Origin of the sequence: Nostoc sp. (genome assembly GCF_036918015.1) — a bacterium.
In the GTDB taxonomy this organism is placed as follows: domain Bacteria; phylum Cyanobacteriota; class Cyanobacteriia; order Cyanobacteriales; family Nostocaceae; genus Nostoc.
The window spans coordinates 146238-168838 of the sequence record NZ_JBALEO010000077.1; the positions used below are offsets into that span (position 1 = coordinate 146238).

At 40.8% G+C, this 22601-nt stretch carries 21 protein-coding genes; 11 read left to right on the top strand and 10 right to left on the bottom strand.

What is annotated here, in order from left to right:
* Positions 1 to 511: 511 nt before the first annotated feature.
* The 6 genes from psb27 to V7K61_RS22700 form a co-directional block, all read right to left on the bottom strand.
* Positions 512 to 916, bottom strand: coding sequence for a photosystem II protein Psb27 (psb27, locus tag V7K61_RS22675; RefSeq protein WP_190240755.1), 405 nt, complete (start codon positions 914 to 916; stop codon positions 512 to 514).
* Between the two features lie 209 nt (positions 917 to 1125).
* Positions 1126 to 1824: a phosphatase PAP2 family protein gene (locus V7K61_RS22680; RefSeq protein ID WP_335056708.1), complete on the bottom strand. Its 699-nt coding sequence runs from the start codon at positions 1822 to 1824 to the stop codon at positions 1126 to 1128.
* 166 nt (positions 1825 to 1990) lie between these two features.
* The gene (locus V7K61_RS22685) at positions 1991 to 2365 is read right to left on the bottom strand and encodes a histidine kinase dimerization/phospho-acceptor domain-containing protein (protein ID WP_335056710.1); all 375 of its coding nucleotides are present in this window, start codon (positions 2363 to 2365) and stop codon (positions 1991 to 1993) included.
* A 108-nt stretch (positions 2366 to 2473) separates the two neighbouring features.
* Complete coding sequence (cofH, locus tag V7K61_RS22690; protein WP_335056712.1) at positions 2474 to 3616, bottom strand: 7,8-didemethyl-8-hydroxy-5-deazariboflavin synthase subunit CofH; 1143 nt, start codon at positions 3614 to 3616, stop codon at positions 2474 to 2476.
* A gap of 123 nt (positions 3617 to 3739) precedes the next feature.
* Positions 3740 to 4909: a hypothetical protein gene (locus V7K61_RS22695; protein ID WP_335056714.1), complete on the bottom strand. Its 1170-nt coding sequence runs from the start codon at positions 4907 to 4909 to the stop codon at positions 3740 to 3742.
* A 271-nt stretch (positions 4910 to 5180) separates the two neighbouring features.
* A complete protein-coding gene (locus V7K61_RS22700; protein ID WP_292740972.1) occupies positions 5181 to 5372 on the bottom strand; it encodes a CbtB domain-containing protein in 192 nt (63 codons plus the stop codon).
* A 335-nt stretch (positions 5373 to 5707) separates the two neighbouring features.
* Here V7K61_RS22700 and V7K61_RS22705 point away from each other — a divergent pair, with 335 nt between their 5' ends.
* From V7K61_RS22705 to V7K61_RS22740, 8 genes are all read left to right on the top strand, one after another.
* Entirely contained in the window at positions 5708 to 6031 is a 324-nt protein-coding gene (locus V7K61_RS22705; protein ID WP_335056716.1) for a hypothetical protein, read from the top strand.
* Positions 6032 to 6251: 220 nt separating this feature from the next.
* Positions 6252 to 7277 carry a multicopper oxidase domain-containing protein gene (locus tag V7K61_RS22710; RefSeq protein ID WP_335056717.1) on the top strand — a complete coding sequence of 342 codons (1026 nt, stop codon included), beginning with the start codon at positions 6252 to 6254 and terminating at the stop codon, positions 7275 to 7277.
* A gap of 170 nt (positions 7278 to 7447) precedes the next feature.
* Positions 7448 to 8482, top strand: coding sequence for a helix-hairpin-helix domain-containing protein (locus V7K61_RS22715; protein WP_335056719.1), 1035 nt, complete (start codon positions 7448 to 7450; stop codon positions 8480 to 8482).
* A gap of 219 nt (positions 8483 to 8701) precedes the next feature.
* Positions 8702 to 9136 carry a ferritin-like domain-containing protein gene (locus V7K61_RS22720; RefSeq protein WP_292740978.1) on the top strand — a complete coding sequence of 145 codons (435 nt, stop codon included), beginning with the start codon at positions 8702 to 8704 and terminating at the stop codon, positions 9134 to 9136.
* Positions 9137 to 9255: 119 nt separating this feature from the next.
* Complete coding sequence (locus V7K61_RS22725) at positions 9256 to 10224, top strand: FTR1 family iron permease (RefSeq protein ID WP_335056721.1); 969 nt, start codon at positions 9256 to 9258, stop codon at positions 10222 to 10224.
* Between the two features lie 5 nt (positions 10225 to 10229).
* Positions 10230 to 10409 carry a hypothetical protein gene (locus V7K61_RS22730; protein WP_335056723.1) on the top strand — a complete coding sequence of 60 codons (180 nt, stop codon included), beginning with the start codon at positions 10230 to 10232 and terminating at the stop codon, positions 10407 to 10409.
* Positions 10410 to 10504: 95 nt separating this feature from the next.
* Positions 10505 to 11917, top strand: coding sequence for an amidase (locus V7K61_RS22735; RefSeq protein WP_335056725.1), 1413 nt, complete (start codon positions 10505 to 10507; stop codon positions 11915 to 11917).
* Between the two features lie 12 nt (positions 11918 to 11929).
* The gene (locus tag V7K61_RS22740; RefSeq protein WP_335056727.1) at positions 11930 to 12367 is read left to right on the top strand and encodes a hypothetical protein; all 438 of its coding nucleotides are present in this window, start codon (positions 11930 to 11932) and stop codon (positions 12365 to 12367) included.
* 126 nt (positions 12368 to 12493) lie between these two features.
* Here the strand turns inward: V7K61_RS22740 and V7K61_RS22745 are convergent, their stop codons facing one another.
* Together V7K61_RS22745 and polA are read right to left on the bottom strand one after the other, a co-directional pair.
* The gene (locus V7K61_RS22745) at positions 12494 to 13417 is read right to left on the bottom strand and encodes an ABC transporter substrate-binding protein (RefSeq protein ID WP_335056729.1); all 924 of its coding nucleotides are present in this window, start codon (positions 13415 to 13417) and stop codon (positions 12494 to 12496) included.
* Positions 13418 to 13728: 311 nt separating this feature from the next.
* Complete coding sequence (polA, locus tag V7K61_RS22750; RefSeq protein WP_335056731.1) at positions 13729 to 16671, bottom strand: DNA polymerase I; 2943 nt, start codon at positions 16669 to 16671, stop codon at positions 13729 to 13731.
* A gap of 553 nt (positions 16672 to 17224) precedes the next feature.
* Here polA and V7K61_RS22755 point away from each other — a divergent pair.
* A complete protein-coding gene (locus V7K61_RS22755) occupies positions 17225 to 17929 on the top strand; it encodes a choice-of-anchor E domain-containing protein (protein ID WP_335056733.1) in 705 nt (234 codons plus the stop codon).
* A 318-nt stretch (positions 17930 to 18247) separates the two neighbouring features.
* On the top strand, positions 18248 to 19099 hold the full coding sequence (locus V7K61_RS22760) for a Cof-type HAD-IIB family hydrolase (protein WP_335056735.1): 852 nt from the start codon (positions 18248 to 18250) through the stop codon (positions 19097 to 19099).
* A 180-nt stretch (positions 19100 to 19279) separates the two neighbouring features.
* Here V7K61_RS22760 and V7K61_RS22765 read toward each other — a convergent pair whose 3' ends face one another.
* Positions 19280 to 19951, bottom strand: coding sequence for a DALR anticodon-binding domain-containing protein (locus V7K61_RS22765; protein ID WP_335056737.1), 672 nt, complete (start codon positions 19949 to 19951; stop codon positions 19280 to 19282).
* Positions 19952 to 20476: 525 nt separating this feature from the next.
* On the opposite strand from V7K61_RS22765, the gene V7K61_RS22770 reads away from it, so the two are divergent.
* The gene (locus V7K61_RS22770; RefSeq protein WP_012412419.1) at positions 20477 to 21196 is read left to right on the top strand and encodes a Crp/Fnr family transcriptional regulator; all 720 of its coding nucleotides are present in this window, start codon (positions 20477 to 20479) and stop codon (positions 21194 to 21196) included.
* Positions 21197 to 21251: 55 nt separating this feature from the next.
* On the opposite strand, the gene V7K61_RS22775 is transcribed toward V7K61_RS22770, so the two are convergent.
* Positions 21252 to 22298 carry a PstS family phosphate ABC transporter substrate-binding protein gene (locus V7K61_RS22775; protein WP_335056739.1) on the bottom strand — a complete coding sequence of 349 codons (1047 nt, stop codon included), beginning with the start codon at positions 22296 to 22298 and terminating at the stop codon, positions 21252 to 21254.
* Positions 22299 to 22601 lie beyond the last annotated feature (303 nt).

Below are 22601 nucleotides of genomic sequence, written 5' to 3' on the forward strand. Positions count from 1 at the left end.
AAGACAGAGTGGCTCTAACTCTGAGCTACGTGTTGACGTTCGGTCTTAAAGCCTTTAATTTGCGAAAATCATCGATCCCAACTCAAATAATTGTGGGCAACGTGTATCGAATTATATAGTTAAATACTAAGGGTTTTAAAACCTATTTTTTTAAGACTCTCAAAGGTCTATTTCTGTTGCCGTATTTTTGTATAGCGGTTTCCAGTGCATGAAGTAGATATTAAAACTTCACCCTCAATCTGAATGCATCGACTTGCATTGTGAATGCATCAACTTGCATTATTGTTACAGCATTTTTCCAGTAAATGAGCGATAAAATGCAGGACTTACACATCAGATATAAAGAGTTTCTGCCTTCTGCCTTCTCCCTTGGCGCTAGCCTCTCCCTTTGGGAAAAGGGGAGACGCTAAAAGCGATCTGCCTCCTGCCTCCTGCCTTGATAAACAAAATAGTCAGGAATCAAAAGTTTTGACACCTGACTATTGATGATGGAATAAGCAATAGTTAATAGCTAACCGCCACGTTTCAACGCCGTCTCTACCTGCTGCAACTCTTTCTCTAGACGATTTTTGAGTTTTTCGGGTACGGGACGATTTGGGTAAGAACTGTAGTGTCCAGCTAGAGAATTGAGGGCTGTTCGTATGGTTGTAAACGAGCCAAGACCAGAAACAGAGTTAACCCGCTGGTAGCGAGCTGAAAAGTCATTAATTTTTTGACGCGCTTCTGCTTGAATTGCTGCCTTATCTGGTGAATCTTGTGAAAGATCCAGAGCTTGTCTCATAATATTGACCACAGCTAAGGTGTCTTGACGATAATCCCCAGTCAAACTATCTGGACTGCCAGAACAACCCATTAAGCCGATAGCTACAACCAAAACCAGCGCAAGCAAACGCGACCAATAGCGCTTCATATGCATTAAGTAAAAGAATACGTAAATCAACGTCCATCCTATCTTGGATTGGTAACTTGGGGATCAATTGAGTGAGGAGTGAAGAGTGGGGAGTAGGGAGCAGGGCTGTTTCATTCCCTCAAAGGCGCTAATCTACAAGCATTTTGAGCAAAAATCAGGTGATTAAAAAATCTATGTTTGTTCTGCGAAGTTATGGAATTAGAGGTTGATAGGATTTAATCAACTAAATTTCCCTGCCTCAATCTTTGCAATTTCAGCATCGTAATACATATCATTAGCCACAAAAAACCAACTCCATATCCTGCAATTATGTCTGTGGGCCAATGGACTCCTAAATATAAGCGGCTGATACCAATAGCAGCAATTAAAATAACTGTCAAACTGTAAATAACTTTGGCAAAATTAGGATAGTGAATTGCTAATTCGTAAGCAATAAAGCCATAAAGCACCATAGAACCTAGTGCATGACCACTAGGAAAACTAAAAGATTTTTCAGAAATCAATTGATGCCAGAGTTCCGGGCGAGGTTTAGAAAAAAACAATTTTAGCCCTGTATTCAAAATTAACCCTCCTATGCAAGCAAATACAAAAGCTTTCGTTTCTTCTTGATAACGTCGCCACCAAAGTAACAAAATAGTAATGCCTGCAACTATGACCACCGTACTAGGATTACCAAGATTTGTGATAAACAGCATTAAATTATCTAAATTTGGATTGGCAAACTGATGTAGCCATAATAAGAAAGTAGTATCAAATTTAAAAGCATCTTGCTCCAAAACCTCTTCAGCCAGTTGTGCTAAAACAAAAAGTACTAGCAGACAACTAGCAAGTCCAACAATACCAATTGTTGCAATTAAGGTAGCTAAATGAGGATGTATATGACGCAACCAGAAACTAGAAATTTGTCGGAGCATACTTTAATATTATTCATCATTAGAAGGTCTAGCTACTACTAGCTTTTTATATTTTATAGTTGTGAGCAAGATACAAACTCCAAGTATTGACACAAGGACTATGGATGAGCCGATAGTTCCCTCAATTTTAGGTGTTTTGATGTTATTAACGGATAGAGATCCAACACTAAATCGCCAGAACACTTGGATACTCTAACGGTAACTCAGCATTAATTTTGATAGCCATTAACGGACTGCGTAGTTCGTGGGAAGCATCAGCAGTAAATTGTTTGAGTCTTTCAAAACTCTCTTCAATGGGTTGCATTGCTTGATGAGTTAGTAAAATTCCGCCAATACCACTCAGAACCAAAGTTATAATAATCCCACCGCTTAATCCCCAATCCAATTTTTGGAGAGTTTCATCAAATTCTTCTAAAGATTGACTTACCCTCACATACCCAACTAGCTCACCATTATCGCTAGCAATAATTGGTACATTTACTGCTTGGATGGGGATTTTACCAGTCTGAAATTGTACTATTTTGTTTGGAAAAAAAGGCAAGTTTAAAACGGTTTTTCCTCTCCGATCGCTCTGTGCCTTTGTGATTGAAAAGCAATTTATTTAACCACAGAGAACACAGAGTAAGGAGATTGAAGAGGAATTTTTTTCTTAACTCCTAATTTTCTGATAAAGAGTATCTCGTTGTTGGTAAGGTCTTTCTAAAGAAGCGATCGCAGTTTGCAAGTTTTCTACTTCCATACACGTACCGCCTAAAGCACCTGCCATTGTGGTAATATGTTCCTCCATCAATGTGCCGCCGATATCGTTGCAACCCCAAGCTAAGGCTTCTGTCGCACCTGCAAGCCCCAGTTTTACCCAACTCTGCTGATGGTTGGGAATCCAATTACCTAAGTAAATTCGCGCTACAGCTCCTAACAAAAGTGCATCACTTAAAACTGGTTGATCGCGTCCAACACGGCGACGTAAGGATTTGGGTGCTTCTTGACCTACGAAGGGTAATAAAATAAACTCTGTGATCCTGGCTGGATATCCCCGATCGATGGCGGTTTTTTGGAGCGATCGCAATTTTTCTAAATGCCCGATTTGCTGTTCGTGGGTTTCAATATGCCCAGATAACATGGTGCTGGTAGTATGCAAGCCTAATTTGTGAGCGGTACTGACAATTTCTAGCCAAGTAGCTGTGTCAATCTTCTCTGGACAAAGTATCCGCCTTACTTCATCGTCTAATACTTCCGCTGCTGTTCCCGGCATTGAGCCAACACCAGCATCGCGTAAAGCAATAATCACCTCAGCATATTCCAGTTCATCAAGTCTGGCGATAAATTGTACCTCTTGGGGAGAGAAAGCATGGAGATGTATGTGGGGAAATTCCTGTTTAATGGTTTCTACAACTTTCAGGTAATAGGGCAAAGATTTACCGTTAATCTGCGCTTGTAGATTTAACCCCCCCTGCATACAGATTTCTGTCGCACCCCGTTGTACTGCATCCGTGGCTTTTTCCAAAATTTGCGCCGAATCTAACCAGTATGCACCGACATCACCCTCATCTCGACGGAAAGCACAAAAACTACAGTGCTGCTCACAAATATTAGTAAAGTTAATATTACGGTTAATTATGTAGGTGACAGTATCGCCTGCTTGAGTGTGGCGGAGTGTATCTGATGTAGTACGTATTGCTGCGATCGCCTCTGGCTCAGTTTGTTGTAACAATACCACTCCCTCTTCGGGGGATAAGTCGTATCCCATCAAAGCACGTTCCAGAATTGTTTCAAACGCAATTTTTGTCAACATTACTTTTTTAATTTTTTCAAGAAATCTTAAACAAAAAAAATAGTGTGGTTTAACCACAACTATTTTAATTGATTAATCTACATCTTTGTATTAGCAGAAATCTTTAGTAAAACTCTGATATTACTAACTTGTCCTTGCTTGTGGTTTTCGTCGATGTTGTATTAGCAATCCAATCGCTATACCAATGCCGACAAAGGCTGTAAAGTAGAATAAACCAATTAATCGGATGTAAATTGGTGGTGCGATCGCTTCAACTTCAACTTCTTGCGCTACTTTCACTGGTGCAAATTGACGGCTAGATCCTGGTAGGGGAGTGGCTTCCACCTCGATTTTGTGGGGTGAACCGTCAAAAAATTGTTCAAGCCATATTAACTTCCCTTGTTCGTCGGGAATACCTTTGTAGTCAAAGACTGTTAAATTGTGTTCTGTGGCGATCGCTTTCACTTGCAAAGCTACATCTGTTATAGGCTGTCCGGTTGTGGTATCTTTCACCTGTAACGCTAAGTTCGCAAGTTTTCCGACAGTTGCATTTTTATCTCCGCCAAGGTTAATTTCTAATCCCTGAGATTTTTGAGATGATGGTGCAATGGCTTCGGTACTATTTGAGTGATGTTCGCTGCCATGAGCTTCTGCAACTTCTGCACTAATATTGATAACTATTAGAGTTACTATAGCCACTACAGTTAATGCACTTAATAAAAGGCGGACTGACTGTGGTGCGATTTCTCCTTGTTGTAGTTCTTCTTGTCCGCCAATAACCCAACCACCCAACAATCCGAGTGATAGTAAAATAGCTGCGATCGCAACAAAATATTTATATTTGATTGGATTTTCGTGGACATTTAGATTTAAAGTTTGTTCATAAGCAGCAAAAGTATTTGCTACCAAGGGTGATACTTTAACTAACAGTTGGTAATTACCACGGATGGGTAACATCTGCTGAATTTCTAGCTTACCATCAGGTGCGGTGGCATTCATTTGCAACAATTTTGTTCCCTCGACAATGGGAAAATCTGTTGTTAACCAAGGATTACGCGGCGGTGTCAGAATTTGTAAACTAATTTTGGCATTTGCTAAAGATTTACCCGCAGCATCAACAGCTTGCAATGTCAGTTTAACGGGAGATTGTGGTTTTTCTGCCTCTGCTTCAAAGGGAAGAATACGTTCTAAAGGTGGGTTGGTGGAAAGCAAGACTCTGGATGTAGGAATTTGGGAACTTACCACAAAGGAATAAAGAACTGACAAAGTAATACAAACAGCACTGATAACTCCAAAAAGCCGATATTTTTTCATAAAAGCTTACGGTAAATGTGAAACTTATGTAATTTCTACAACTGAAACTTTCATAGTAATGGATGAAAGTTACTCCAGATTATTATTAAGCAGAAAAATTATAGCCAACGAATTAGTCAGATATCATCTTAAATTAAGGTGATGTAGAGATGATAAGCAAAGCATCTCTACAAAACCTAAAAGTTATTTACCAGCAAAAACACTGGCGCGAAATCCGCGTTATTTTAGCGTTAAAGCTTCATGCACCTAAAAATCTTGGGATTATGATAATTTAGTGACATGCAACGCCTAATGTGTGGTGACGCGCTGAGTGTGCTGTGTTATGAACCGCAGGATAGGTGGAGAACAAAACAGTCCAGATAACTAAAGAAGATAGCAGCATATAAAGAGTTACCTGCACAGGTTTGGATAAGGTAATACCTGCGGTCTTCTGCAATAGTGAAATATGAGAAAAAGTAGTCATTTTTGACCTCCTAATAATAAATTTGGGTAATTCATCAATCAAAGGGCATAACGCCGCTTGATTGCAAAAAGATATACCATCAACTTTGTATTTGACAAGTGTGTATCAAATGTCTTGTGTAATTCGACTTTAGTGAATACTATACTATCCTTTGACATCGGCCGATCGCGATGCAGAAATCTACACATAAAGTCCATACAAATAACAAAATAATGACACATGGTTTTGAGTAACGGCATTTTCAGCACTGCTAACACGAAGGTAACAGATAAAAATTAAAAATTAAAAGTTCTCATATTACCAAGCATTCAAGATTCCTTGAAGAAACGTGATTTATGTTATCCCTAAACCAATTAAATACACTACAGATTAGCAACAGTTTCTTGCTTGCGTCTATATTCAAGGTGCTATTATACTCATTAATACCAATTCTGTATGAAGATGCGCTAAACCATATTGAAGTACAAGAAATAAGAAAGAGAAACGAACCGCAAAGGACGCAAAGGACACAAAGAAAGAAAGAAAGAAAGAAAGAAAGAAAGAAAGAAAGAAAGAAAGAAAGAAAGAAAGAAAGAAAGAAGTTAAAAGGGTTTGGCGCAGCCTCACAAAGAAATGGTATAAGTAGTGCTGAAGCAATCAGCATATCAGGAACAAGTTAGTTTTGTCTAAATATTATTTATACATAACCAAACGTATAAATACAGTTAAAATTCAGAAAATATTGCGATAGTTTTTAGAGCTTGATTTAAATTTAACAACTTAACTGGCAATTTATAAGCACTGAAAAATTATTGACAATAATTATTAATTCCTCTAATATTTAAAGGCAATTGCAAAAGATTTGCAATTCTTTTTTGGTGCTAACTGTAACTAAATGTCATGCCCAACAACTTCGCTCTAGGTAACGGAAAACCCTGGAGCCGTCGTCAATTATTGAAACTGGGACTAGCAGGTGCTGGAATAACTGGTGCCGCTGGACTTTGGCAGATGCTAAATCTACAAAGTAAGTCAATCGTTAAAGTGCCACCATTCGATAGGTCAGCACCAGACGACGTTACTAACCCAATGAAGATGTTAAGGGATTTTGATTATGGGACAGTGAAGCAAGAAAATGGGCGGACTATCCGGGAATTTCAGTTAACTGCTGGTTCTTCCATCATAAAACTCAATAGTGCTGTCTCTTACAACATCTGGGATTTAAACGGTCGCATACCAGGGCCAACGCTACGGGCAAAACAGGGCGATCGCATCCGGGTACTGTTTCTCAATAATGCGGGACATTCTCACTCTTTGCATTTTCATGGCATTCATCCGGCGGAAATGGATGGTGTTCGCCCAATCAGCAATGGTAATGCCACAATCTACGAATTTGATGCTGAACCCTATGGCGTTCATTTATACCACTGCCATATTGAACCAGTCACCCGCCACATTGCTAAGGGGCTGTACGGAATGTTTATCATCGATCCACCTACTCCCCGTCCCCCGGCTGATGAAATCGTACTAGTGATGGGTGGGTATGACGTGAATGATGATAGCCATAATGATTATTACGCCTTCAATGGTCTGCCCCACTATTACATGCATCATCCCATTGGCATTTACAAAGATCAGTTGATTCGGCTGTATGTCCTCAACATCATTGAATACGATCCGGCAGTGACGTTTCATCTCCACGCCAACTTCTTTGATGTCTATCGCTCTGGCATGACTATGACTCCTAGCGAGAAAGCAGATGTGATTACGATGGGTGTCGCAGAAAGGCACATCTTAGAATTTGCTTTTCGTTACCCAGGTAAGTATATGTTCCATCCCCATCAAGATGCGATCGCAGAAAACGGTTGCATGGGTCAATTTGAAGTACTTGCTGAGAGTAACTCTCAAAATCCTGTTAACAAGTCCTGATAATATTATTAGTAATTTGTAATTAATTTATTAAAATTTAGGGAATTAGTTGATAAAAAATCTCATTATATGCAACAGTAAAATCTATGACAATCTGTCAAACAAACTACTTTCTAGTAATAGTTTGAAATGTTTCAATTAATACCTTTTAATTCGTGTGAGGAGCAAAGATGATAAAACTTCGTTATATATGTTTAGCAGCAGCAGCAGTAATAGTTACCTTGAGTTCTTGTAGTAATACCCCAACCGCAGAAAATCCATCAGCACCAGTTCCTAGCACTCCCAGTACAGAGGCAGTAAGTAGTAACAGTCATAGTGGTCACGGTAGCAAAGAAAAAATTAACATTAACAGCGCTATATTGTCAGAATTGGATAAATTTGAAGCCAAACTAGGTGTTCCGGCTTTATCAAACAAAATCCAGGCAAATCGTCCCTACGGTAGCCCAGAAGATTTAGTTACTAAAAAAGTAATTACTCAAGAACAGTTCGACCAAATTAAGGATCAGGTTGGTGTTCAAGAAGTCGTACTCACAGGTGAGGCAAAAGATGTTGACTATATGTCTAAATTAGGCTTAATGAAAGGGCATCTTTTGGTAGCAAAAGAACTGCTGGATCAGAATCAGCCAAAACAGGCAGAACCACATATTGGGCATCCAGTTGAGGAGATTTATGTTGACGTAGAAGATCAACTTAATGAACGCAAAGTCAAAGAATTTAAAACAACTTTGGTAAGTTTACAAGATTTAGTGAAATCTAGTCCAAAGGATAGCAAAGTTAAAACTAATTTTGCTTCTTCAATGCAAGCAGTTGATGGAGCGATCGCAGCTTTGCCAGAAGCTCAACGCTCAAAACCAGGATTTACGCTACAGGTAATTAACGAACTACTAGATTCAGCCAACTCCGAATATGGCGCGGCGATCGCAGATGGTAAAATAACTGCGCCAATTGAGTATCAAGACTCCCGTGGTTTTGTCGTTTACGCCAATGAATTATACAAAGGAATTTCTAGTCAAGTAGCTCAAGCAGATCCCGAAGCACACAAAGCGATCGATACTAGTTTCGCTGAACTCATAAAAGTTTGGCCCGCCGCCATCCCACCAGCAAAAGCAGTCAAAACACCTAATGATGTTACCAAGCTAGTGAAAACCATTGAGGAAAACTCTCAAAAAGTGGTTGATAAATCCAATACCCAAGCACAGCGATAACACTTTAATTTAATGGTAAGTATAGGTTAAGGAGTTTAAAATAAGGAAATCGTTAGGAGTTAAGAATTACGAATTACGAATTACGTTAGCGTAGCGGTAGCGAGTCCGCTTACCCTTACAGGGAAGCAAGCTACGCTTTTAGCGTCTCGTAGAGAGCGTCATTACGAACTTACAACTCCTAACTAATTACACTCCCTTCGTTACTTTAACTAACAACTGATGCAAGAACTTGACCATAAAAAGACCATTGACCTGCTGAACGCCATCATGGAATTTGAACTAGCAGGGGTAGTGCGCTACACACATTATTCTTTGATGGTAACTGGCCCTAACCGTATTCCAATTGTGGCTTTTTTCAAAGCACAGGCAAGTGAATCTTTACTTCATGCCGAACAAGTGGGAGAAATTCTCACCGGTTTAGATGGGCATCCCTCCCTGAAAATCGCCCCAATGGAAGAAACCTACCAGCATAAAGTCAAGGATATCTTGGAAGAAAGCTTATCCCATGAAAAAAAGGCATTGGAACTGTATAAAAAATTGCTTGATACTGTCACCAATGCCAGCATTTACCTTGAAGAATTTGCTCGCGGTATGATTGGACAAGAAGAGATGCATAATCTCGAACTGAAAAAGATGCTACGCGATTTTAGCTAATAGTCATTAGTCCTTAGTCATTGGTCATTAGTCATTGGTTATCAGTCAAAAAAAATTCAAAGGACAACTGACAAAAGACAAAGGACTAATGACAAAGGACAAAAGACAAAGGACAAAAGATGAATTTTAGTACTGCTCTACCTACTTTTGTAATAACACTCCGAGAAGGAGTGGAAGCTGCCCTTGTTGTTGGTATTGTGCTAGCTTTGCTGAAGAAAGCGAAACAATCCCGACTCAATTCATGGGTATATGCTGGCGTCGGCGTTGGCATTGTCGTCAGTGCCTTAATAGGTGTGCTATTCAGTTGGTTAATTCAAATACTGGGAGCCGCGAATCCTCAATACACCACTGTAGTTGAGCCAGCACTAGAAGGTGTGTTTAGTGTATTAGCGATCGCAATGCTCAGTTGGATGCTAATCTGGATGACGAAACAAGCCAGATTCATGAAAGCGACAGTTGAGGGAGCAGTAACAGAAGCGCTGACACAAAACTCAAATGCTGGTTGGGGTGTTTTTACTTTAATTTTAATTGCCGTTGTCCGCGAAGGTTTTGAAACTGTTCTCTTCGTTGCCGCTAATTTTCAACAGGGATTAATGCCAGCGTTGGGTGCTATTGGTGGTTTGGTAACAGCATCCGCTATTGGAGTGCTGCTATTTAAATGGGGTGTCAAAATTAACATCCGCCAGTTTTTCCAGGTAATGGGCGTTTTATTAGTGTTGATTGTCGCTGGGTTGGTAGTTTCAGCCTTGAAACACTTTGACGAAGCCGTAGCGAATCTTGCCCTTAGCAGTCGTGCCACAGAAAACCTTTGTTTTTATTACGAACGTTTTACAAAAGTCCACTCCTGTATTTTGGGACCAATGGTTTCCAATACTTCCACAATCTTGCCTGACGAACAGTTTCCTGGGATTATTCTCAAATCTTTATTTGGCTATAGAGACAATCTCTATCTTGTGCAAGCAGTGGGATATGTGACGTTTTTACTCACCATTGGAGGACTGTATTTCCGCAGTCTTGGGGGTGTGTCTCGTGAAGTTAAAAAGAATATCCCCTTTGGTCAAAAACCAATTAGTTCTGCAAAAGATTAAGATTTTTGCCTCATTCCCAGTCTGAGACTGGGAATTGCTTTAGCGATCGCTTATCATCCAATACAGTTCAGAATGAGCAACAAAACACTTGTAGAGACGGCGATTTATCGCGTCTCGAAAACCCAAAATTGTTGCCAGTAGACCTTAACCCAAGCGTATTGGCTTACCATCCACCACGGGTTTGAATATTGAGTTGTGAGGCAAACTACGGTAAGTTGATAGTTATACCGGATTTGTTTAATCAAGAATTAATCACAACATCATTTTTTCAATCCTAAATATGTCAGAGATTGCTGATTTCTCGGCTTCTAAGCTTTTGTCGTTATATCGCGATCGCCAGTTGTCACCAACAGAAGTAACCAAAGCTGCCCTAGAGCGGATTAATACTTACAATAGCCAAGTTAATGCATTTGCGATCGTTGATGAAAAAACCGCTCTTGCTGAAGCAGAGGCTTCCGAGGTGCGTTGGCTGAATGGAAATCCCCTTGGCTTGGTGGATGGTATACCCTTTACCGTCAAAGATTTACTCTTAACTAGGGGTTTGCCAACTCGACGAGGCAGTAAAGCGATTACTTCCAATCAACCTTGGCCAGAAGATGCCCCGGCGGTGGCTCGTTTGCGCGAACAAGGAGCAGTACTACTAGGAAAAACCACAACCTCAGAATTTGGTTGGAAGGGTGTAACCGACAGCCCCCTGACTGGGATTACTCGCAATCCTTGGAATACAGATTTGACTCCTGGAGGTAGTAGTGGTGGGGCAGCTGTTGCTGCTGCATTGGGAATGGGAACACTCCATCTCGGTACAGATGGCGGCGGCTCGTCAAGAGCGCCAGCAGCCTTGACAGGAGTTTTTGGTTTGAAACCCACTTTTGGGCGTGTTGCTGGCTATCCATCAGCCCATACAGGAACTTTGTTTCATATTGGCGTTCTAGTTCGCACCGTCACTGATGCCGCAGTCATGATGAATGTTATTGCCCATCCTGATGTGCGGGATTGGTATGCTTTATCAGATGACAAACAAGACTACACTGTTGATTTAGATAAAGGTGTTGCGGGACTGCGGATTGCTTACAGTCCTAACTTTGGCTACGCTAATGTCGATCCAGAAGTAGCTGCTTTAGTTAAAGCCGCAGTTGATATTTTTGCCAAACTTGGTGCTGTTGTTGAAGAAGTCAACCCTGGTTTTGCAAATCCCCGCAGTATTTTTCAAACCTTCTGGCAAGCTGGTGCAGCCAAGTTAGTGCGCGGCTTTAGTCCAGAACAACAAGCTCTCATTGAAGAAGGCTTGCTCTCAATTGCCAAAGAAGGCGATCGCATCACCCTAGCAGAATATCTTAGCGCCCAAGATGCTCGTGAAGCATTGGGACGACAAATGCAACGCTTTCATGAAAATTATGATTTGTTAATTACTCCCACCTTACCTACAGTTGCTTTTCCAGTTGGACAAAACAGACCCCAATCATCTATTGACAATCCGCAACGCGATTGGGCACCTTTTACCTATCCTTTTAATCTCACACAACAACCTGCTGCGTCTGTACCTTGTGGCTTCACTACAAATGGTTTACCTGTTGGGATACAAATTGTTGCTGCAAAATATAGAGATTTACTGGTACTGCAAGCAGCTAAAGCTTACGAAAGTGTTTCTCCTTTCATCATGCCATTAGAATTGAATAGAAATGTTTTGAAGTAATTAAAAAAGGCAGTGAGCAAAATTTTTATATTAAATTCCTTACTACTGCTTTCTCAAACACCCAATCTAGAGTCAAAATTTGTAGATTTAAAAAATCAATTAGAAAAGAAAGGGTTTCAGGTAATCATTGCACTGCCACCAAAGCAAGGAGCTTATGGGTTACTAAGAGAAGCTGACAAAAAAATCTGGATTAATCCCGTAGTGTTTGAGTTACATATTGGGACTCAAACACTAATCCATGAAACTGTTCATGCAGCACAGGTATGTGCCGGAAAAGGAAAAATAAAAACTTTAGGTTTAAAAATTCAACCAATCAATTACGCTCGACCATTTTTTAGACGCTATACTGATGTCAAACGACAAGATTTAGAAAGAGAAGCCTATGCAGTACAAACTCAACCTAATAGTTTTGAATTAGCTGTATCCCTTCTTGAACAACACTGTAAATAGCTAGTACAAAATTTCATTAATTCATAGCGAATTAACTTTGGCAAAACTCTGCGTACCTTTGCGTTTACCTCTGTGTTCCTCTGCGTTTAAAAAAGTTACGAACTTATAGCTGTACTAAGTCCCTTGTTATGCAAACAACGCTTTCTTAAGCTGCTGACAAGCCTTTTCAATTGCATCTATACTACCTGGATTCACCAAACCAAAATAATCAAACACATAGACTCGGTTATTTTTAGTTGCTTGCAATTGCTGCCAAAAAGCTTCCTTTTTCAAAGAATCTAAAAGCGCCGCTTCCGAATTTCCTTGCGGAGGATTAACCAAAATTATCACCTCTGGATTTGCCTCTAAAACTTTCTCAGCCGAAAGCGTCACATAGCCACCAACTGGGCTTTTTCCTTGTAAATCTGCGGCTATATTTTTCGCTTGAAACTTAGCCAACAAATCCCCTGCCCAACTGTTTTTATTTGGCGCTAAAATTGGTTGACGACTAACCAGCGCTAGAGTAGAAGGACTCTGAGTTGGCTTATCTGGCAAAAAAGTTTTATAACGATTTAACAAAGGCTGAGGATTGGCATTAATTAACCCAGCCAGTTTTTTAGTAAGTTCTTCTAGAGATTCCCAGCTATTCACCTTAGTGAGCAAAGTCGCAATTCCTAGCTGCTGAAGTTTTTGAATTGGAATGTTAGAAAAACCTTCAGCACCAATAACTAAATCTGGTTTGAGTGCTACCACTTTCTCTAAATTTGGCGGACTTTGACCTTCACTAACGCGAGGAATATCCTTAAATCTTGAGTCATTCTTAAATAATTTACTACCAGTAATTCCAACAATTTTTGTTGGTTCGAGTCGAGAGATAATATCAGCAGAAAGAGAAGAAAGAGCAACAACTCTTTTTGCCGAGCCTTTTGATAATTGCTGAGAGTTCGTGTTAGTCGCCTCAGTGCTATTTTCCACTTTGGTTTGTGGTTGCTGAGTATTTGCAGTGGTACAAGCAACTAAAACTATACTCAACAAAATTGCTAAAGCAGATAAAAGCCAACGACGATGCATATTAAAATTCCTTATATAACTAAGAATGGTATAACAGAATGTTTGTAAAACCCTGGCGACTAGAAGTCGCGGCTACACGAGACTTGACCTGCCTCCGCAGGTTAAAAACATTAATTTTTTCTTAGTCCACGGAGGTGGACTACCCTGCGGGAAGCCGCAAAGCGTCTATGTTTGTGTAGCCGCGATTTCCAATCGCCCAATACTTTTAAAGCATCCTTTAAAATTGATATCGATTAGGCCTGTTGTAACTGCTAAAACAAATGTACACCCATCTCAATGTAATTGCTCCAGTTCCCAATCTCCAGTTCAACTTACTTTGTCTCCATCCAATTCTCACCAACACGCGCCTCTACCAATAACGGCACACTCAAATTCGCTGCATTTTCCATCACCGACTTAATTTGCAGTTGTAATTCTCCCCACTCATCAGGGGGAATTTCAAACACTAATTCATCGTGAACTTGCAACAACAAACGCGCCTGATAGTTCTTCAAAACCTCATGCAATCTCACCATTGCAATTTTGATAATATCAGCGTTAGAACCTTGAATTGGTGCATTAGCCGCAGAGCGTAATAAACCCGCATCAAAAGCACCCAAATTCTTCAACTTGCTCAGATCGATATCTTCAGGATTACTGCCTTTTAATTTGCGTAAACTGTTATTAGTAAAGTCAAAATAACGACGGCGACCGAAAATAGTTTCTACATAACCAAGTGCGATCGCTTCTTTTTTAACTCGCTCCAAATATGCAAAAACTTTGGGATATCGTTCATTAAACCGCTTAATGAACTCGTTGGCAATGTTTTTATCTATCCCAGTTGAGCGCGAAAACCTGAGAGAACCCATTCCATAAATCACGCCAAAATTGATAGTTTTTGCCATCCCTCGTTCTTCTGAGGTGATATTTTCTTTTTCAAACACTAATCGCGCGGTAACAGTATGAACATCTTCATTTTGCTGATATGCTTGCACCAATATCGGTTCTTGACTCAAATGAGCCAAAATCCGCAATTCAATTTGTGAGTAATCAGCAGCCACCATTAACCAACCAGCTTCAGGCAAAAATGCCTTCCGAATTTGGCGACTAAAAGCTGTACGAATAGGGATATTTTGTAAATTTGGATTAGAAGAAGATAACCTACCCGTTGATGTTGCCGCTTGATTAAAATCAGTATGCACTCGCTGGGTATCTGGACGCACCAATGCAGGTAATGCATCAACATAAGTAGACTTCAATTTAGATAGGGTGCGATACTCAATTATCGCCTCAACAAACCCAGTGTTATCATCTTCTTGAAGTCTTTCCAGAGTTGCTGCGTCTGTAGAGAATCCTGTTTGAATTTTACGAGAATGTCTAGTACTTAACCCCAATTTTTCAAACAAGATTTGACTTAATTGTTTAGGAGAACCCAAGTTAAAATTTTCCCCAGCTATTTCAGTTGCTTCCTCTTTTAACCTGGATAACTCTGTTTCTAAATGCTGCGAAAGTTCTTGTAAATAAGCTGAATTAATCCGAACACCTGTGTATTCCATTTCGGCTAAAACTGCTTCTAGTGGCTGTTCCACTTCTGCTAACAGCTTAGACAAAGACGGAATTTTCTCCAGATCCTCACGCAATTTCGCCACTAAACCAAAGGTAGAATAAGCATCCATCCCGCAGTAGTCAGCTACGGCGGGAATATCTATATCAGCGATGGTTTTGCCTTTAGGAACCAAATCTAAATAACTTTTAGCTGTCAATCCCAAATATCGCTGTGATAAATCCATCAAGTTATGACTTGAATCGGGATTTAGAATGTAACTTGCCAGCATCGGATCAAACACTACACCTGCCAAATTAATTCCTTGACACCTGAGAACTAAGCGGTCAAATTTGGCATTCTGTAAAGCTTTGGGATAATCGGTACTTTCAAGAATTGGGCGTAATGCTTCTAACACCAAATCTTTATTTAAATTTTCTCCAGTTTTGTGCCCCACAGGAATATAGGCTACTTCATCTGGTTGCGTTCCCCAACAGCAACCAATTCCTACTAAATCAGCATCTCTTGGTTCTAAAGCGGTGGTTTCAGTGTCCCAAGCAACGGGTATTTCTGGATTAGTGAATTTTTGCAAAAGTTTCACTAACTCAGTTAATTTGGTTTCGGTGTTAATAATGCGCGGTGTAATTGCGGAAGTAGATTGTTGTGGAACTGCGGCTGTATCACTAGCACTGAAAAACCACAAATCATTATCTTCATCAGCGCTGAATTCTGAGTTAGCATTAGTATTACTTGTGTCTTTTTTGGCTTCTTGCTTCTCTTCAACTTTGCCACCAAACCGTTGTTGAAGGTCGTTTATCCTGCCTAAAAAAGACTTGAATTCTAATTTTTCTAAAATTGGTGATAAAACACTTGTATCAAACCCTTTTAATTGGCAATCTTCTAAATTGAATTCTATAGGAACATCTAAAACTATAGTTGCCAAGTAGCGAGATTTCTCGGCATCTTCTTTACCGGCTGCCAGTTTTTTCTGAGTTGCGCCTTTAATTTCATCTAACGCAGCATAAACATTCTCAAGTGAACCATAGGTATTCAGCAGCTGTACTGCTGTTTTTTCTCCAATTCCCTTGACACCAGGAATATTATCTGATTTATCACCACAAAGAGCTTTAAAATCAACAATTTGTGAAGGTAAAACGCCCATCTTTTCTTTGACTTGTTCTGCTTCAAATTCCGTGATGCTATTTGTAGAGCGCTTTAGGGCATCTGGACTAAAATTCAGAACAGTGATTTCTTTATCAGAGTCGATTAGTTGAAATAAATCGCGATCGCCAGTGAGAATCTTCACCCTATAACCAGCCGCAGTTACTCGCTGTGCTAAGGTTCCCAAAACATCATCAGCTTCAAAACCAGGGGCAGTGAAAAAGGGTAGATTGAAGCCATTCAGCAACTCATGCAGGTTTTCTAAGTCGGGAATGAAGTCTTCTGGCGTTTCCGGGCGATCGGCTTTATAAGTCTCGTCAGCCTCGTGGCGAAAAGTTGCCTCAGCCAAATCAAAAGCGATCGCCATTGCTTCAGGCTGTTGTGTTGCCATTACCTCTAGCAGGCACTTCACAAAGCCAAAACATATACTCGTAGGAATCCCTGCTTTAGTACGCAGTCCTCCATCTCGCCCTTTGGCGAAAGCAAAGTATGAACGATAAGCCAGCGAGTGCCCATCTACGAGGATGAACGTGGGGCGTGTTGCAGTTGCAGAAGTCAAAGTTTCAGACATAGCCCTATTTTAGCCAGAAGCTTTGTCACATAGTTAGCAATTTCAGATGCTCGTTCAGCTTGGCTTTGGTGACTAATAGCCCCATTTTGACGTACCAATTGCTCTTGAGTATGATTTTAGACAAATTTATCTCTAAGCATTTATAGCTTCAGTACGGAAGCCAAGTAGAACCACCTTTTGGCAGGGATGCCAGCCCAATTAAGTACGTGAGTATAAGCATAGTAACCGGATAGTAACTAAATCCTCAACTTATCACCAGAAGCCGGGGATCTATCTCCTGAGCGTTTTATGTTTAATTAGGTTGACCTAGCTTACTTCTCAGGAACCAACAAAAACTAGCTTAATATTTCGACATAATATTACCACTATAAAAACCTCTTGCCTTAATAAAACTTTATATGTACCAATCAAAAAGTCTATTTCTCGAAGGAATTTGAACATAATAACTTTACATAAAGTTACGTGTATTCATCAAGACTACAAGCAAAGTTTCAGAGTTACAAATAGGTTAGTAATCCCGTAATGATTCGTTTCAGAAAGGCATCTTTCATCAATGACAACAAAACTATTCAATTCTCTAGCTGCTGCCACAACCTTGGCAGGAATTGTTGCAACATCTGGAGCAGCTAATGCAGCTTCTCTCTCCTACACTAGTTCCACTAATTACGATTACACAAATATCATTGATGCACCTCTGAGCGTCCAAAAATTTAACTCATCTCTGGGTACACTCAAGGGTGTAACGATAAGTTTTACTGGCGATATACTTGGAAATGCAGGTTTTGAAAACAGGAGTCCAACCCCGACTCAGGTGACAGTAAATCTTGCTAGTCAACTCAGCTTAAAACTAAATAATCAGTCTCTGTTTGCGCTCAATCCACAAGATATATCAAGCTATCAAGCTACTAAATATGACGGTAAGACTGATTATCTTGGCACGTCTGGAAAGACTATTTCTAACTTAACTGCCACACAATCTGCTACTCAGTCTTTCACCAATACCCAATTCTTGCAGTCTTTCACTGGTAATGGCGACATAGACTTTTTGTTCTCTGCTTTAGCCAACTCAGTAGTTACGGGTTCTGGCAACATGAGATCCTATATTGATACTTATGCTAAAGCAGGTATCAAAGTAACTTATGACTATGATGCTAAAGCAGTACCTGAATCCTCTGCCACACTTGGAATTGGTTTAATTGCTGGGCTTTGTCTGTTGTCACAACGCAAAAAAAGCTGGATCAAGGTCTCCAATTCATAGACTTTCTTGAATAGGTAGGTTTTTCGATCCTATCTATCGATCAGGCGATCTAAATTTAAATAAAAAAACCCGATTTTTTCGATAATCGGGTTTTTTATTGCGCCTATTAGCCATAATTTTCAAAATTTTTTAAATAAATCCAAAATCCTCAAAGCAAGTGTATTGCTCGCTGGTGTCAATCTAAAATCTAAAATTGTGTAAGTCAACATCCTCGCGGTAAGGAAATTAGATTGACTAGAGATGCTAATTTTTTCTACTACTCCCCACTGGTCGCTAGAGCCTGTTAACCTCTTACTGGAACTTAAAATTTAGGAAATTATGCAGAAAGCATCTACTGACAATCAGGCTGCTGCAAAAGACATTAAACTACTAGTTTTGGATATAGATGGCACGATCGCAGGACACTCAAACACTATCAGCGAACCTGTAAAGCAAGCAATCTTTGCGGCGCAAGCACGAGGAATTCAAGTGGCGATCGCCACAGGTAGAATGTATCGTTCAGCCTTGCGCTTCCACCAAGATATCGGCTCTACCCTACCATTAATGGCCTATCAAGGAGCCTGGATTCAAGACCCAATCACCCAAAAAATTCATCGCCATTGGGTTGTTTCCAGAGAAATCGCCCACCAGTTACTCGACTATTTTGAACAGCCTGAGTTGCGATCGCTTCTATCTGTTCACTTTTACATCAACGATCAGCTATATGTTCGTGAGTTAACTAAAGAAACCAAAATTTATGCAGAACGTTCTGGTATTATTGCGATTCCTGTGGGTGATTTGCGTCAAGCCTTAACGAATGAACCGACAAAAATTCTTGCTTTATCTGATGACACTGACGTAATCGATAAGTTATTAGGAAATTTGCGTCGCCAATACACACCCGCTGAACTTTATATGACAACCTCTGTTGCTACCTTTTTTGAAGCAACTAACGCCTCTGTAAATAAGGGTACTGCTGTCCGTTACCTAGCCGAAGAATTGCTGGGATTGCAATTAGCCAACGTTATGGCGATTGGCGATAACTTCAATGATGTGGAAATGCTGGAGTATGTTGGCCTCGGTGTAGCTATGGGCAACGCACCAGTAGGAGTACAAGCGATCGCTAAGTGGGTAGCTCCTAGCATAGAGGAAGATGGGGCAGCAGTAGCAATTGAAAAGTTTTTGCTATAGTAAAGGCATTTTTTCAAATCTAACCCATACAAATCAGAAAGGACACCGACGACTGGCCGTGTTTCGTCTCGGTGCCCTAGCTGGTTCGCTCCTCACACACCTGCTAATGTATCCGAGGTGGTGCATTGAGTCAATAGCTATATAAAAAGTTTTTATTTTTGCCTAAGCGACATTACCGATTTATAACTCCAAAGGCGCAAAAACCCCCAGCTTCTCCTCTAGGACAAATCTTAATACTGACTGAGTAGCCATGAGCAATCCGAGTCTAGCTTGAGCCAGTTCTGGTGACGTAATTTTCACCTCACCCCAAATCCGACAATTAGACCAAAACTTTTCAAAAGCTTGGCTCAAATTCAGTGCTACTTTTTCCCATTTCACAGAACCGCTAACATCAGGGCACTCTATTTTGTCTACCACTTGTATTAATTCGCCAATTAAACGACGCTCATCTGGGTGATTGAGTTTTAGTGTTCCGTCGCAATTAAGCCAAGGTAGTGGGTTAGGAAAAATAACATCCCAAAAAGCTGGACTAGTATTTGGAACTGGTTCTTTCAGTTTAATCAATCCCTCTCGATGAGCCAGAAGCACTAGCGAACAGCAGCGTGCATGAGCATATTCAACAGCAAACAATGAATTGGGCATTGGGCATTGGGCATCAATTGTCTCCTCTGCTCCCCTGCTCCCCTGCTCCCCTGCTCTCCCCAAACTCCCCACTACGAGACTTTGTAACCAAGTCGCTAAAGTTGAGTGAGTTAATTCAAAATGTATCCAACCAGGGGGAACTATTTGGATGCTAAAAACGTCGTCACAAATCCCTGATAAATCCGAAGCGATCGCACTGGCAAGCTCCATCGCTTTTCGATTCTGAGATTTTGATAGTCGCAGAGACACACTTGAGGTATAGAAAACTCTATTGTCATCTCTACCTTTATGTAGAGGAATTTTTTCCTCTTTTATGCATACATTTTCTACATTATAAGTATCAATGCTTACTGATTTTATTAGATAACTATATAATAGCTGTTTTATTGACGTATATTTGCTAATTGGTAATTTAGAATGCACGTAATATTATTTAAAGAGTCATGTAAGATATATTTGTTACATTTCTGTCATCTGTCTTGCGGTATAAATTTAATTTAGATGAAGAAAAATGAGAAGAGGATAAAATTTGATGAATAATCGATGAATAGTAAGTAAACTTTACTACCACCATTGTACAGTAGGAAGTATAACAAAAGAGTAGAGAGTAATTTGCTTTCTATTCTTTGGATTGGCTGGCGCTGTTAGGCGTTAAGCCTGCCTCGTCAACACAAAGACACTCCTTGCACCCTTTTATTTACGTCTTTGTCTTCAGCCGAACGCTCTTTGTTACCTATGCAATCTCCATCCTCCTTTTCTGAGGCATCACGGCCTTTTTTGACTTGGCAACGCATTCTTGACTGGGCTCAAGAACACTATCGCTGCCGCACCTTTAGCAAAGATGAGCGCATTCCAGCCCGGCCTGGATTGCTGTATTTGGTGCAAAGGGGTGCGATCCGCATGGTAGGAACCGCCCAAGTTAGTGCGACTGCTAGTCAGCTAACGTCTCGACGAATCAACAGAACTCCAGAAGAAGCGTTCTTGGGTTTTGTAGGAGCGGGACAGCCATTTGAAATTGTTGCCCAATCACCATTCACACTTCAGGCTTACGCCCATGTGGATCAAACTGCGGTGCTGTGGATGTACTGGCACGATTTAGACAATTGGCCTCACTTCCGTCGCGAAGTTATGGATGCCTTTAGGTATCAGCACCAGCGTAAGCTGCTGTGGTTGAGTGCCTTGGGACAACGCCGCACAATTGACCGACTCTTAGGATTTCTCACATTGTTGATTGAGGAATATGGAGAGCCAGCAATGAGCGACACCGATCCTGATGTGATTCGCGGTTATTGTCTGCCCTTCCCCCTCACCCATGCCCAAATTGGTAGCGCGATTGGTTCCACTCGTGTTACCGTCACCCGCTTGATGGGTAAGCTGCGTCAACGTGGCTTAATCTTGACTCAAGGCGATAACCTCATTTGCTTGCCAGCAGAGTCGATTAATAGAGCTGGTTAAGGTACGGTTCAGAGCGGCGATTTCCGCCACTCTGTCTTGAGTGCGATCGCAGGTGTCAGCGAATTTTGACAAATCCCGCTTGGGTAATCAGTTGCTGTCCCTGCTCAGTCAGCAGTAAGTTGGCGTAAGCGACACCTGCTTGCTGCTCAGTCTGACCATTCTGTTTGACCACCACAAACAGATTACGGGTAATCGGGTATTTTCCTGATTGGAAAGCATCAATGTTCAACTTGTTCCGTTTACCAGGACATTCAGACGGGAGGACAGAAGGTTCTTGGTATGGAGCAATGTATTGTCCTTGCGTCCGCCCCAACGGCAAGGCTTTGATTGAGCATTGAGGAATCACCTCTGGGGCAGAAGCGTAATAGATGCTACCAGGACTATCAGCCAATTTTTGCAAGGCTTGGGTGGTTGTGGAGATAAATTCTACATTGGAGCTGAAAGCTTGACCACCCAAGATGTCTTGGACAAAAAGTTCGACAGTACCGCCATCAGCAATGCGGCGGGAATAGGGCTTGATCGGGATATTGGGGCCGCCCACCTGGCTCCAATTATTGATTTTGCCTGTATAAATTGACTTTAACTGTTCTACTGTTAGTCCTGGAATATTCAGGTTGGGGTTAACTGCAACTGCTAAACCATCAATTGCCACAGGAATTTGTTTCAAACTGAACCCACGCTGCTGGGCACGGCTTAATTCCTGATCTAGAACTGGTCGGGAGGACTGGGCAAAAGCTAGTTGACCGTCTATCAATGACTGAATGCCAGTACCAGAACCAGGCGATGCATTGCTGGGTTCTACATAGCGCAGTCGTAACTCTGGCCGCGCGGCTTGAATTGCTGGATCGACTACTAGTCGAATCGGTGCCCAAGATGTACTGCCTCCGTAATTGAATAATCCTGTAGGAACATCTTTTACTGAAGTGAAAGTATTGCCACTAGGTTGTTCTGAGCCAGTTTGAGGCGTTTTGGTGTTACCAGAATTAATTGTATTTAGATCGACACTAGATTTTCTCGTAAACCACCAAAAACCGCCAGCTATTAGCCCGACGGTGATTAGGATGGATAATACAAGAATAGTTGTTTCATTTTTTTGGGACATAGTATAATTACCCGCGTGTCCATTCAATATAAGTGCTTGACTTGATAAGTGCTTGCTACTTGAGATTGTATTTGGAGGACGGGTGTTTTATTAAAAATGCTGACAAATCCTCACTTCTGACTACAATAGATGCCAAGGTATAATAAATTTTCCCTGGATTAATCGTCTCTTTTCTCAAAGCTTGAGTGTTGGTGAGGATAAGTTGTTAGTTGATACTAAGAATTTTCCCCATAAAGCTCAATTTCTCATCTTGAGGGTTTTTCCAGGTTAAGTATTGGTTAATTTTTAATTTTTTATTGCTGA